The 12673-nt window shown below is 73.0% G+C and carries 13 protein-coding genes; 6 read left to right on the top strand and 7 right to left on the bottom strand.

Going from position 1 to position 12673, the window contains the following annotated elements:
- Positions 1 to 24: 24 nt before the first annotated feature.
- On the top strand, positions 25 to 1272 hold the full coding sequence (locus tag ACIHFE_RS17270; protein WP_400107308.1) for an MFS transporter: 1248 nt from the start codon (positions 25 to 27) through the stop codon (positions 1270 to 1272).
- On the opposite strand, the gene ACIHFE_RS17265 is transcribed toward ACIHFE_RS17270, so the two are convergent.
- Positions 1179 to 1880 carry a copper homeostasis protein CutC gene (locus tag ACIHFE_RS17265; RefSeq protein WP_400107306.1) on the bottom strand — a complete coding sequence of 234 codons (702 nt, stop codon included), beginning with the start codon at positions 1878 to 1880 and terminating at the stop codon, positions 1179 to 1181. The genes ACIHFE_RS17270 and ACIHFE_RS17265 overlap by 94 nt on opposite strands.
- Positions 1881 to 1945: 65 nt before the next feature.
- Between ACIHFE_RS17265 and ACIHFE_RS17260 the strand changes: the two genes are divergently transcribed.
- Entirely contained in the window at positions 1946 to 2611 is a 666-nt protein-coding gene (locus tag ACIHFE_RS17260) for a hypothetical protein (protein ID WP_400107304.1), read from the top strand.
- Between the two features lie 69 nt (positions 2612 to 2680).
- On the top strand, positions 2681 to 3895 hold the full coding sequence (locus ACIHFE_RS17255) for a Cmx/CmrA family chloramphenicol efflux MFS transporter (protein ID WP_400107302.1): 1215 nt from the start codon (positions 2681 to 2683) through the stop codon (positions 3893 to 3895).
- 408 nt (positions 3896 to 4303) lie between these two features.
- On the opposite strand, the gene ACIHFE_RS17250 is transcribed toward ACIHFE_RS17255, so the two are convergent.
- Together ACIHFE_RS17250 and ACIHFE_RS17245 are read right to left on the bottom strand one after the other, a co-directional pair.
- Positions 4304 to 4621: a DUF4031 domain-containing protein gene (locus tag ACIHFE_RS17250; protein ID WP_400107300.1), complete on the bottom strand. Its 318-nt coding sequence runs from the start codon at positions 4619 to 4621 to the stop codon at positions 4304 to 4306.
- A 20-nt stretch (positions 4622 to 4641) separates the two neighbouring features.
- The gene (locus ACIHFE_RS17245) at positions 4642 to 5001 is read right to left on the bottom strand and encodes a hypothetical protein (protein WP_400107298.1); all 360 of its coding nucleotides are present in this window, start codon (positions 4999 to 5001) and stop codon (positions 4642 to 4644) included.
- A gap of 62 nt (positions 5002 to 5063) precedes the next feature.
- On the opposite strand from ACIHFE_RS17245, the gene ACIHFE_RS17240 reads away from it, so the two are divergent.
- From ACIHFE_RS17240 to ACIHFE_RS17230, 3 genes are read left to right on the top strand one after another with little or no spacing between them, the layout of a single operon-like run.
- Complete coding sequence (locus tag ACIHFE_RS17240) at positions 5064 to 5975, top strand: MurR/RpiR family transcriptional regulator (protein ID WP_400107296.1); 912 nt, start codon at positions 5064 to 5066, stop codon at positions 5973 to 5975.
- A gap of 4 nt (positions 5976 to 5979) precedes the next feature.
- Positions 5980 to 6936 carry an N-acetylmuramic acid 6-phosphate etherase gene (gene murQ / locus ACIHFE_RS17235; RefSeq protein WP_400107294.1) on the top strand — a complete coding sequence of 319 codons (957 nt, stop codon included), beginning with the start codon at positions 5980 to 5982 and terminating at the stop codon, positions 6934 to 6936.
- A 57-nt stretch (positions 6937 to 6993) separates the two neighbouring features.
- Positions 6994 to 8409, top strand: coding sequence for a PTS transporter subunit EIIC (locus ACIHFE_RS17230; protein WP_400107292.1), 1416 nt, complete (start codon positions 6994 to 6996; stop codon positions 8407 to 8409).
- A gap of 54 nt (positions 8410 to 8463) precedes the next feature.
- On the opposite strand, the gene groL is transcribed toward ACIHFE_RS17230, so the two are convergent.
- The 4 genes from groL to thrC form a co-directional block, all read right to left on the bottom strand.
- A complete protein-coding gene (gene groL, locus ACIHFE_RS17225) occupies positions 8464 to 10086 on the bottom strand; it encodes a chaperonin GroEL (protein WP_336416037.1) in 1623 nt (540 codons plus the stop codon).
- A gap of 306 nt (positions 10087 to 10392) precedes the next feature.
- The gene (locus ACIHFE_RS17220) at positions 10393 to 10596 is read right to left on the bottom strand and encodes a cold-shock protein (RefSeq protein ID WP_004954158.1); all 204 of its coding nucleotides are present in this window, start codon (positions 10594 to 10596) and stop codon (positions 10393 to 10395) included.
- 444 nt (positions 10597 to 11040) lie between these two features.
- Entirely contained in the window at positions 11041 to 11316 is a 276-nt protein-coding gene (locus ACIHFE_RS17215) for a MoaD/ThiS family protein (protein WP_400107289.1), read from the bottom strand.
- Between the two features lie 73 nt (positions 11317 to 11389).
- Positions 11390 to 12658: a threonine synthase gene (gene thrC, locus ACIHFE_RS17210; protein ID WP_400107288.1), complete on the bottom strand. Its 1269-nt coding sequence runs from the start codon at positions 12656 to 12658 to the stop codon at positions 11390 to 11392.
- Between the last annotated feature and the right edge of the window lie 15 nt (positions 12659 to 12673).

The raw sequence follows: 12673 nt of genomic DNA, 5'->3' as shown, positions 1-12673 counted from the left end.
TGCCCCCGCCCGGAAGGACCGTTTGTGCGTCTCCGCCTGCTTCTGCTGGCCCTCGGCACCTTCGCCATGGGAACCGACTCCATGGTCATGGCCGGCATCCTGGACCAGATCGCCCGGGACACCGGCGTCACCGTGGCCGCCGCCGGACAGCTGGTCACCGTGTTCGCCCTGGGCTACGCGCTGCTGGCCCCGACCCTCGCCACCCTCACCGCCCGCTGGGACCGCCGCCGCCTGCTGCTCACCGCGCTGGCCGTGTTCACCGCCGCCAACGCGCTCAGCGCACTGGCCCCCGACTACCCCTTCCTGCTGGCGACCCGGGTGCTCGCCGCGGCCGGTGCCGCGCTCTACACGCCCACCGCCAACGCCGTCGCCACCACCCTGGTGCCGCCCGAGCGGCGCGGGCGCGCCATCGCCACCGTGCTGGGCGGCATGACCGTGGCCACCGCGCTGGGCGTACCGATCGGCGCCTACCTCGGCCGCACCGACTGGCGCTGGACCATGTGGCTGGTGGTGGTCCTGGGCGCCGCCGCCCTGCTGGGCCTGGCCGCGCTGCTGCGCGACCTGCCCGCGCCCACCGTGGCGCCGGGACTCAGGGAGCGGCTGGCCCCGCTGCGCGACCGCCGGGTGGTCGGCGCGGCCGCCACCACCTTTGTCTTCTTCCTGGCCTTCCAGGCGGTCTATATCTACCTGGCCACCGCGATCCACCCGGCCACCGGCGGCGACCAGGACCGTCTCAGCCTGGTCCTGCTGGTCAACGGCCTGGCTTCGGTGGCGGGCAGCTGGCTGGGCGGCCGGGCGGTGGACCGGGCGGGGGTGCGCACCGTGCTGCTGGCCACCGGCAGCGTGGTGACCCTCGCCCTGGCCGCCCTGCCCTGGCTCTCCCAGAGCCTGGCCGGCGCCCTGGTCTATGCCGCCGTCGCCCCGGCGGCGGGCTGGGCGATGGGTGTGGCGCTGCCCCACCGGATGGCCTCCATCGACCCGGTCAACGCCCCGCTGCTGATCTCCCTCAACAGCAGCGCCCTCTACCTGGGCATGGCGGCCGGCGGCGGCACCGGCAGTCTGGCCATCGCCCTGTCCGGCGAGCGCTGGTTCCCGCTGACGGCGGCGGCGCTGGCCGCGGCGGCGGTGCTGATCGCGCGGGCCACCACCACCCGGCCCGAGGGCGCCGCCGGGCGCCGTTACGGCCGGTCCAGCGCCTCGCGCCAGGCCCGTACCGCCGCCGGGTCGACCGGCGAGTCCCAGCCGGCGGGCCGGGCCGCCCCGCCGATGTGAAAGGCGTCGATGCCGGCCGCCCGCAGCACCGGCACATGGGTGAGCCGCAGCCCGCCGCCGACCAGGAGCCGCGGCTCGTACCCCGGCTCATCGCCCCGGGCCGCCTCGGCCAGCAGGGTGGCCAGGCCCTCGTCCACCCCGGCGGCGGATCCGGCGGTCAGATAGGTGTCCAGGCCCGGCCGGCCGGCCAGTTGCCTACGCACCGCCTCCCGGTCGGCCGCCCGGTCCAGGGCGCGGTGGAAGGTCCAGCGCGCCCGGGGCCCGATCGCCTCGGTGAGTGCCTCGACGGCCGCCAGGTCGGCCCGGCCGTCCTCGGCCAGAAAGCCCAGGACGAACTCCTCCGCCCCCTCCGCGCACAGCGCCCGGGCCCGTTCGCACAGCTCCTCCAGCGCCGCCGCGCCGCCGGCCGCGAAGCCGTCCGCCGCTCGCAGCATCACCCGCACCGGAATGTCCACGGCGGCCCGCACCGCGGCGAAGGTCTCCCGGGCCGGCGTGAGGCCGTCCGCCGCCATGTCGCTGACCAGTTCCAGCCGGTCCGCCCCGCCGGCCCGGGCCGCGGCCGCGTCCTGGGGCCCGAGCGCGATCACTTCAAGAATTGGTCTAGACATGTAGCACAGGGTGCCACACCCGCCACCCGAACCGAAACCACACCCACCGGGGTCACAATTGACGGATGGCTCCCACAGTCGACCATCCCGCCGCCGACGATCTGCGCCGGCGCTGGGCGCGCACCGTCCTCGACGCCCATGCCGCCGACGCGCCCCCGGCCGGCCCGTACCGCTACGCCGACGCCCTGCTGGCCCGCTGGTCCGAGCCGCAGCGCCGCTACCACACCGTGGACCATCTGATCGCGGTGCTGGACCGGGTCGACGAGCTGGCCGAGTACGCCCAGGACATCACCGCGGTACGGCTGGCGGCCTGGTTCCATGACGCGGTCTACCTCCCCGAGCGCTCCACCAACGAGGAGCGCAGCGCCCGCCTCGCCGAGCGCGCCCTGGCCGAACTCGGCCTGGACCAGCGGCTGATCGCCGAAGTCGTCCGCCTGGTGCGGCTGACCACCAGTCATGACCCGGCCCCCGGCGACCGCGACGGCGAGGTGCTCTGCGACGCCGACCTGGCCGTACTGGCCGGCGGCGCCCAGGACTACGCGGCGTACGCGGCCGCCGTGCGCCAGGAGTACGGCTTCGTCCCGCCCGACGCCTTCCGCGAAGGCCGCGCCGCGGTGCTGCGCCAACTCCTCGCCCTGCCAAGGCTGTTCCGCACCCCACTGGGATATGAGCGCTGGGAGCAGGCCGCCCGGCACAATCTGCGCGGCGAGCTGGAGCTGCTGACGGTCTGACACATCCAGCGCCGGGAATAATCCATGCACCGCTTGTCGCTGGCCATGGATATGTCTACCGCGAACCGCATGCCGGCGGCCGTCCATGTGCTGGGCCTGTCCGTATTCGCCCTGGGCACCTCGGAGTTCATGCTCTCCGGGCTGCTGCAGCCGCTCGCGCGGGACATGGGGGTCTCCATCCCGCAGGCCGGGCTGTTGGTCTCCGCCTTCGCCATCGGCATGGTGGTGGGCGCACCACTGCTGGCCGCCGCCACCCTGCGGCTGCCGCGCCGCACCACCCTGGTGGGACTGCTGGCCGTGTTCGGCCTCGGCCAGGTGGCCGGCGCGCTGGCACCCTCCTACTGGGTGCTCTTCGCCTCCCGGGTGGTGAGCGCGCTGGCCTGCGCCGGGTTCTGGGCGGTCGGCGCGGCGGTGGCGGTGTCCCTGGTGCCGGTGACCGCCCGGGCCCGGGCCATGTCGGTGATGATCGGCGGACTGTCCATCGCCAATATCGCCGGTGTCCCGGCCGGCGCACTGCTGGGCCAGCACGCGGGCTGGCGGGCCGCCTTCTGGGCGGTGGCCGCGCTCTCCGCGGTGGGGCTGGTGGGGGTGCTGGCGTGTGTCCCGGCCACCAAGGCCCCTGAGCAGGCGCCGCGCCTCGCCGACGAAGTGGTCATCTACCGCGACCGCCAGGTATGGCTGGCCCTGGCGGTCACCGCTCTCAACGCCGGTGCCACCTTCTGCCTCTTCTCCTACCTCGCCCCGCTGCTCACCGATACCGCCGGTCTGTCCGAGGGCTGGGTGCCCATGGTGCTGGCGCTGTTCGGGGTCGGCGCCCTGATCGGCACCACGGTCGGCGGCCGGATCGCCGACGCCCGCCTCATGGGCACCATCTACGGCGGCATCGCCGCCTCCGCCACGGTCCTGGCTCTGCTGGCCCTCACCGCCCACTACGCCGTCGCGGCGGTGCTGGTCGCGGTGCTGCTGGGCGTCACCGCCTTCACCACCGCCCCCGCGCTCAACGCCCGCATGTTCAATGTGGCGGACGCCGCCCCCACCCTGGCCGGGGCGACCACCACCGCGGCCTTCAACATCGGTAACACGGTGGGCCCTTGGCTGGGCGGCCTGGTGATCAGCGCCGGCTGGGGCTACCCGGCGGTGGCCTGGACGGCCTGCGGCCTGGCGGTGCTGGCCCTGGCCATCGAGGCACTGGCCGCCCGGCTGGGCGGCGCGGCGGGCACCTCACGAGTGGTGGCCCGCGGCGAGCGCCAGCCGACGGCCGTACGGGCCGCGCGGGAGGACTGAGGGGGCGCCCCCTCAGGGGCGCGGAGAAGCCCTGATAGGCGGCTCCGTCGCGTGGGCGCGACCAGCCACGAACAGCCCGCCCCCAAAACGCCACCGCGGCACAAGAGAGCCGACCGCCTCGCGGGAAGCGCCCGCACCCCAACACCCGCCCGTCCATCCGGCCGCACCACTCAGCGCCGGGCCGGCCGGCCCCTCTCCGCCGAGCCCGAGGGGCGGGCGTCCGACGCCCCCGCCGCGCCCGAGCGCCGCGGCACCGTACCCCGCGGGCTGCTCAGGAGTCCGAGAATCGCGGCCGTTCCGAGGGTCATCACAGCGATGGGGCGCATGAAATACCTCTTCTTCGGATTACCGGGTCATCGGAGCCGACACCTCCACGGCTGCCCCGCCCCGACCGCCGCATGCGCCCCGTCACCCTCCGTGCGGATGTTCGGCGGCCCCATCCGGAACCCCACCCGGCACCCGCCCCGGCCCCCTTTTGGGACGCCGCAGCCCCGCCTGGCGCAGCAGCCGCACCAGCTCCCGGCTGCCGGCCTCGACGGCGCCCAGCCGCACCGCGTCCGGGTACGCATCCGCCGGCACGTCGTAGTGGTCGCGGTCGAAGGCCCGGGCGGGCGCGCCCAGCCGGGCGGCGAAGGCGTGCAGTTCCTCGAAGCTCTGGTCGCTGATCAGGTGCGACCACATCCGGCCGTGCCCGGGCCAGACCGGCGGGTCGATATAGAGGGCCACGGGAGGGCCGCCCGGGCCGCTCAGCCGCCCAGCACCGAGGCCAGCGCGCCCACCCGCGCCACCAGCACCGCCTGCTTGGTGCAGGCCCAGCGGGGATCGGGGCCCAGCTCCGGCTCGACCTCCAGGGCGTGCACATCGCCCGAGGCGCACACCGGGCACAGCGGCCAGCGGCCGTAGCGGTCCAGCAGCGCGTCCTGAACGTCCTGCGCCACCAGCCCCACCAGGAACTCGGCACCCTCCGGCCACTGCTCGACCCACCAGCGGCGGCCCGCCACGGCGTCCTCGACCAGCGAGACCACATCGGGTTCCGCCACGCCTCCGGCGGACAGATCGGCCAGGACCATGGCCCGCGCCGTGTGCAGCGCCTGTTCGAGCTCCATGGGAACCATTGTCAGGGACAACGGCGCTTGACGGCGCCCGGAGGCGAAAATACCTTCCAAGGGTGAGCAGCCGACTGAAGGAAACTTTCAGCGTTCCCCGGCCCGCCGCCCTGGCCGCCAAGGTCCGCACCCTCGCCCCCGGCATGACCCGCTCCATGCAGCGCGTCGCCGACGCCCTGCTGGACGATCCGGCGGCCTCGGCCGCGCTCACCGTCACCGGCCTGGCCGAGCGCACCGGCACCAGCGAGGCCACCGTGGTGCGCACCGCCCGGGTGCTGGGCTACCCCGGCTACCGCGACCTGCGCCTGGCCCTGGCCGCCCTGGCCGCCGAACAGGCGGCCGGCCGGGCACCCGTGGTCACCGCCGACATCTCCGTGGACGACCCAATGGCCCGCGTGGTCGCCAAGCTCGCCCAGGAGGAGACCCAGTGCCTGGCCGACACCGCCGCCGCCCTGGACACCGCCCAGCTGGAGTCGGCCGCCGCCGCGCTGGCCGCCGCCCGCCGGACCGATGTCTACGGCGTCGGCGCCTCCAACCTGGTCGGCCAGGACCTGGTGCAGAAGCTGCTGCGCATCGGCCTGATCGCGCACGCCCCCGCCGACCCCCACCTGGCCGTCACCAACGCGGTCCAGCTGCGGCCCGGTGATGTGGCCATAGCCATCACCCACTCCGGGCGCACCACCGATGTCATCGAACCGCTGCGGGCGGCCTTCGAGCGCGGCGCCACCACCATCGCGGTCACCGGCCGCCCGGACAGTGAGATCACCCAGTACGCCGACCTGGTGCTGACCACCTCCACGGCCCGGGAGAGCGAGCTGCGCCCGGCCGCCATGGCCAGCCGCACCAGCCAACTCCTGGTGGTGGACTGCCTGTTCATCGGGGTCGCCCAGCGCACCTACGAGCGGGCGGCACCCGCGCTGGCCGCCTCCTACGAGGCGCTGGTCCACCGCCACGACCCGCGCACCGGCCGGTAGCGCCATGACCTCCCCCGCCGCCGACACCCTGCGCACCGAGCTGGCCGCCCTGGCCACCGAGGCCGTCCGCCCCGGGCTGGCCGGGATCGACCGGCTGCCCACCCTGGCCATCGCCACCCTCATGAACGGCGAGGATGCCACCGTGGCCGGCGCGGTGGCCGCCCAACTCCCGTCCATAGCAGCCGCCATCGACGCCATCAGCGCCCGGATGTCCGATGGCGGCCGGCTGGTCTACGCGGGCGCCGGCACCGCCGGGCGACTGGGCGTGCTGGACGCCAGCGAGTGCCCGCCCACCTTCAACACCCGGCCGGAGCAGGTCCTCGGGCTGATCGCGGGCGGGCCCACGGCCCTGGTCAGCGCCGTCGAGGGGGCCGAGGACGACCCCGGGCGGGCCGAGGCCGACCTCGCCGCACTGGGCATCGGGCCGCCGGACACGGTGGTGGGCGTCTCCGCCTCCGGCCGTACCCCCTACGCCGTGGCGGCGGTCCGCCACGCCCGCCGGGCCGGGGCGCTCACCATCGGGCTGGCCGGCAACGCCGGTTCACCGCTGGGCGCGGCCGCGGAACACGCCATCGAGGTGGTCTGCGGACCCGAACTCATCGCCGGTTCCACCCGGTTGAAGGCCGGCACCGCGCAGAAGCTGGTGCTCAATATGCTCTCCACCATCACCATGATCCGGCTGGGCAAGACCTACGGCAATCTGATGGTGGACCTCCGCGCCTCCAACGACAAACTGCGCGCCCGCTCCCGGCAGATCGTCTCGCTGGCCACCGGTGCGCCGGACCCGGAGATCGAGCAGGCGCTCACCGCCACCGGCGGCGAGGTCAAGGCGGCCATCCTGGTGCTGCTGGCCGGAGTGGACGGACCGGAGGCCGCCCGCCTGCTGGAGCGGGCCGACGGCCATCTGCGCCGGGCGCTGGCCATCGCGCGGCCCGGTCACACGCCGCCGGACACCACCTAGCCGGGCCCATGCCGCGCTACCGCACACCGAGGGGGGCCGCCGGCTCGCGGAGGACCCATGAACGACCCGCAGGACCCCCATCGCACCGCCGCCGCGCTGCTGCCCCTGCTGGGCGGCGCGGCGAACATCGCCTCCCTGGCGCACTGTATGACCCGGCTGCGGCCGGTGGTCCACGACCCGGCCCTGGTCCGGGCCGATGAACTCCGGGCGCTGCCCGGGGTGTTGGGCGTGGTCGACGGCGGCGGTGCGTACCAGGTGGTGCTGGGCCCCGGCACCGCGGCCCGGACCGCCGCCGCCCTGGACCGCCTGGTCGCGGACGCCCGGACGGCCACCGAGGAGCGGCCGGAGCCGGGTCCCGCCCAGGGCTCCCCGCCCGGCGGGCGTACCCTGCGCCGGATCGCCCAGGTCTTTGTCCCGCTGATCCCGGCCCTGGTGGGCTGCGGCCTGGTCGCCGCCCTGGCCGGGACGCTGGGCAACCTGGGCTGGGCGCCCTCGCTGGCCCCGGCGCTCACCGCCGTCTCCTCCGGCTTTATGTCGCTGATCGCGGTGTTCGTGGGCTGGCAGACGGCCCGGGAGTTCGGCGGAACTCCGGTGCTGGGCGGGGCGGTTGCCGCCGTGATCGTCTGCCCCGCGGTGGCCCGGGCGCACCCCTTCGGCACCACCCTGGCGCCCGGCCAGGGCGGAGTGCTGGGCGCGCTGGCCGCGGCCCTGCTGGCGGTGTGGGTGGAGCGGGCCTGCCGCCGTCTGGTGCCCCGGGCGCTGGATGCGCTGCTCACCCCGGCGCTGACCGTCCTGCTGCCGGGCCTGGCCACGGTCTATGGGCTGATGTACGCGGCGGGCGAACTCTCCCTGGCGCTGGGCCACTTCACCGACCGGCTGCTGTCCGGCGGCGGCGCGGCCGCGGGCTTTGTGCTGGGCGGGCTGTTCCTGCCGATGGTGATGCTGGGGCTGCACCAGGCGCTGATCCCCGTCCACGCCACACTGATCGCCCAGCAGGGGCAGACCACCCTGCTGCCGCTGCTCGCCATGGCGGGCGCTGGCCAGGTGGGCGCCGCGCTGGCGGTCTACCTCCGGCTGGCCCGCGACCATCCGGAGATCCGCCGCACGGTGCGCTCCGCGCTCCCGGCGGGCCTGATGGGCATCGGTGAACCGCTGGTCTACGGCGTCTCGTTGCCCTTGGGCCGCCCCTTTGTCACCGCCTGTGTGGGCGGGGCGTTCGGCGGCGGCTTCCTGGGGCTGCTGGGCCAGTGGGGCGAACCGATCGGCGCCCGGGCCATCGGGCCCTCGGGCTGGGCCCTGTTCCCCCTGCTCAGCGGTGGCGGGCAGGGGCCGGCGCAGGCGATGGCGGTGTACGGGGCGGGGCTGCTGGTGGGGTACGCGGCCGGGTTCGCGGCGACATATGCCTTCGGGTGCCGGGGCGTGCAGGGCGCCCCTTACCGGGCGCCGGAAACGCCCGAGGGCGGTACCCCGTGATGGGGTACCGCCCTCGGTACGTACCGACTGAACAGCCGAGCGAAGCGAGTTCGCTCAGAAGTCCATGTCACCGCCCGGCATGCCGCCCGGAGCGGCCGCGGCGGCCTTCTCCGGCTTGTCGGCGATGACGGCCTCGGTGGTGAGGAAGAGCGCCGCGATGGAGGCGGCGTTCTGCAGCGCGGAACGGGTGACCTTGGCCGGGTCGATGATGCCCTCGGCGATCATGTCCACGTACTCGCCGGTCGCGGCGTTGAGGCCGTGGCCGACGGCCAGGTTGCGGACCTTCTCCACCACGACGCCGCCCTCGAGACCACCGTTGACGGCGATCTGCTTCAGCGGGGCCTCCAGGGCCAGCTTGACGGCGTTGGCACCGGTGGCCTCGTCGCCCTCGAGCTCCAGCTTCTCGAAGACCGCGGACGCCTGGAGCAGGGCCACGCCACCACCGGCGACGATGCCCTCCTCGACGGCGGCCTTGGCGTTGCGCACCGCGTCCTCGATGCGGTGCTTGCGCTCCTTGAGCTCGACCTCGGTGGCGGCACCGGCCTTGATGACGGCCACGCCGCCGGCCAGCTTCGCCAGACGCTCCTGGAGCTTCTCGCGGTCGTAGTCCGAGTCGCTGTTCTCGATCTCGGCGCGGATCTGGTTGACGCGGCCCTGGACCTGGTCGCTGTCACCGGCACCGTCGACGATGGTGGTCTCGTCCTTGGTGATGACGACCTTGCGGGCGCGGCCGAGCAGGTCGAGACCGGCGTTCTCCAGCTTGAGGCCGACCTCCTCGGAGATGACCGTGCCGCCGGTGAGGATGGCAATGTCACCCAGCATGGCCTTGCGGCGGTCGCCGAAGCCCGGGGCCTTGACGGCGACGGACTTGAAGGTGCCGCGGATCTTGTTGACCACCAGGGTCGACAGGGCCTCGCCCTCGACGTCCTCGGCGATGATCAGCAGCGGCTTGCCGGACTGCATGACCTTCTCCAGCAGCGGGAGCAGGTCCTTCACCGAGGAGATCTTGGAGTTGACGATCAGGATGTACGGGTCCTCGAGAGAGGCCTCCATACGCTCCATGTCGGTGGCGAAGTACGCCGAGATGTAGCCCTTGTCGAAGCGCATACCCTCGGTGAGCTCCAGCTCCAGACCGAAGGTCTGGGACTCCTCGACGGTGATGACGCCTTCCTTGCCGACCTTGTCCATGGCCTCGGCGATCAGCTCGCCGATCTGGGTGTCGGCGGCGGAGATGGAGGCGGTGGAGGCGATCTGCTCCTTGGTCTCGACCTCCTTGGCCTGGTCGAGCAGGGCGCCGGAGACAGCCTCGACGGCCTTCTCGATGCCGCGCTTCAGGGCCATCGGGTTGGCGCCGGCGGCCACGTTGCGCAGGCCCTCGCGGACCAGTGCCTGGGCGAGGACGGTCGCGGTCGTCGTGCCGTCACCGGCGACGTCGTCCGTCTTCTTCGCGACCTCCTTGACCAGCTCGGCGCCGATCTTCTCGTACGGGTCCTCGAGCTCGATCTCCTTGGCGATGGAAACACCATCGTTGGTGATCGTGGGGGCGCCCCACTTCTTCTCGAGGACGACGTTCCGGCCCTTGGGGCCGAGGGTGACCTTGACGGCGTCGGCGAGCTGGTTCATCCCGCGCTCGAGACCGCGCCGTGCCTCCTCGTCGAACGCGATGATCTTGGCCATGTGAAGTGGTCCTCCCAGGACTGGGGTGGAGTGCTCCGGACCGCTCTGGCGCCCGCGACGGACGGCCCGCGGGCCCGGCGGTTCCTTGCCCCGCCTGACGCGCCGACCTCACCGACGGTCCAAATCTGTCACTCTCACTTGGAGAGTGCTAAGCCCAATCATTAGCACTCGGGGTAGGTGAGTGCAAGCCACTCGGGGATATCTCCGGGGCGCCGTCCGGGGTGCGCGCGGGTACACGAAGGGCCCGCACCCCATGGGTGCGGGCCCTCGCTCGAGCCTGATGACCGGGTGGTCGATGCGCCGCGGTCAGGCGGTCACCTTCACCATGTCCGCCTGAGGCCCCTTCTGGCCCTGCGAGATCTCGAACTCGACCCGCTGCCCCTCCTCGAGGGTGCGGTAGCCGTCCATCTGAATCGCGCTGTAGTGGACGAAAACATCCGCACCACCGTCGACCGCGATGAAGCCGTAGCCCTTCTCCGCGTTGAACCACTTGACGGTGCCCTGAGCCATGCCTAACTCCCCTATTACTGGCCCTTGCACAGGACCGCACTTCGCGGACCCGGGTCAGACCTCACCCCCGAGAGGTTGGGGGTGTGCGCCGGAACGCGTCGACCGCGGCTGAATGTATCTGTACGGATGCCGTCCGCAACAGGTCAGACGGACGAGAAATCCCATGGCAACCCAAGGCTAATAACCGGCCAACTCGGGGTGAGCCAGGGCAAGTCGGGCCGGGCATACCCGGCCAACCCGACAAATCGCTCGCGTATTTCTCGCGCAACTTGACGAGTTCTCATATGCGTTCGGCACTGACACCGATGGGGGAACGCCCCAACTGTATCGCGCTTCAACAGCCGGAATCGCCCCGTCCGTTTAACGGGCGGGGCGATTCCGGTATCCGTGCAGGAAGGTTGCGAAACTTGTCGGCTGTTCCTCAGCCGCGGGCCCGGCTGTTCCTCAGCCGCCGGCCACCGCCGGGATGATGGAGACACCCGCGCCGTCCGGGATCACCGCCCCCAGGCCGCCCTCGAAGCGGACGTCGTCGTCATTGACGTAGACATTGACGAAGCGCCGCAACGTGCCGCTGTCGTCCAGGACTCGGGCCGCGATGCCGGGGTGGTTGCGCTCCAGGTCGTCGATCACCTCGGCCAGGGTGGCGCCCTGCGCCGGCACCTCGGCCTGCCCGCCGGTGTAGGTGCGCAGGATGGTGGGAATGCGGACGGTCACGCTCATGGGGTTCTCACCTTCGGTGGATGTCGGTGGTCAACTTCCGGGTGGTGCCCGGTGATACGGCGGAGCCGGACGCTCACAGGCCCGCGGCGCGGAACGCCTCGACGCTGGGGCGGATCACCGCCGTCGGCCCCGCGGCCACGGCGTCCAGCGTCTTGAGACCGTCGCCCGTGTTCAGCACCACCGTGGTCAGCGAGGGGTCCAGCACGCCGGCCGCGATCAGCTTGCGGGTGACGCCCACCGTCACCCCGCCCGCGGTCTCCGCGAAGATCCCCTCCGTGCGGGCCAGCAGCCGGATGGCGTCCACGATCTCCGGGTCGGTGACATCCTCCACCGCACCGCCGGTGCGCCGGGCGATGTCCAGCACATAGGGCCCGTCCGCCGGGTTGCCGATGGCCAGCGACTTGGCGATGGTGTCCGGCCGTACCGGCCGCACCACATCCAGCCCGTCCTTGAAGGCCCGGGCCACCGGGGAACAGCCCTCGGCCTGGGCGCCGAAGATCCGGTACGGCCGGTCCTCGACCAGTCCCAGCGCGATCAGCTCCCGCAAGCCCTTGTCGATTTTGGTGAGTTGGGAACCGGAGGCGATGGGCACCACGATCTGGTCCGGCAGCCGCCAGCCCAGCTGCTCGCAGATCTCGTACGCCAGGGTCTTGGAGCCCTCGGCGTAGTAGGGGCGCAGATTGACGTTGACAAAGCCCCAGCCCTCCCCCAGCGGGTCGCCGATGAGCTCGGAACAGAAGCGGTTCACCTCGTCATAGGTGCCCTCAATGCCCACCAGGTCGCCGCCGTAGACGGCGGCCATCACCACCTTGCCCGCCTCCAGGTCATGCGGGATGAAGACACAGGAGCGCAGCCCCGCCCGCGCGGCGGCGGCGCCGACCGCGCCCGCCAGATTGCCGGTCGAGGAGCAGGACAGGGTGGTGAAGCCGAAGGCGCGGGCGGCCTCCACGGCGATGGCCACCACCCGGTCCTTGAAGGAGTGGGTGGGGTTGCCGGAGTCGTCCTTGACGAACAGGCCGCCGGTGACGCCGAGTTCGCGCGCCAGGTTGTCGGCCCTGACCAGCTTGGTGAAGCCGGGGTTGAGGTTGGGCCGGTCCGCCACATCGGCGGGGACGGGAAGGAGGGGGGCGTAGCGCCAGATGCTGGCGGGGCCCGCCTCGATCCGGCGCCTCAGCTCCGCACCGCGAAGACCGGTCGAGTAGGCCACCTCCAGCGGCCCGAAGCAGGCCGCGCAGGCGAACACCGGCCCCAGCGGAACGCGCTCGCCGCACTCGCGGCAGGACAGCGCCACGGCGGGGCCCAGGGAGACGGAAGAGGGTGCGACGGTATGCGCAGCAGCCATGACAGGCGAGGCCCT

Source organism: Streptomyces sp. NPDC052396 (assembly GCF_044593195.1).
Classification (GTDB): domain Bacteria; phylum Actinomycetota; class Actinomycetes; order Streptomycetales; family Streptomycetaceae; genus Streptomyces.
This window is presented reverse-complemented; position numbering and strand designations above follow the sequence as displayed.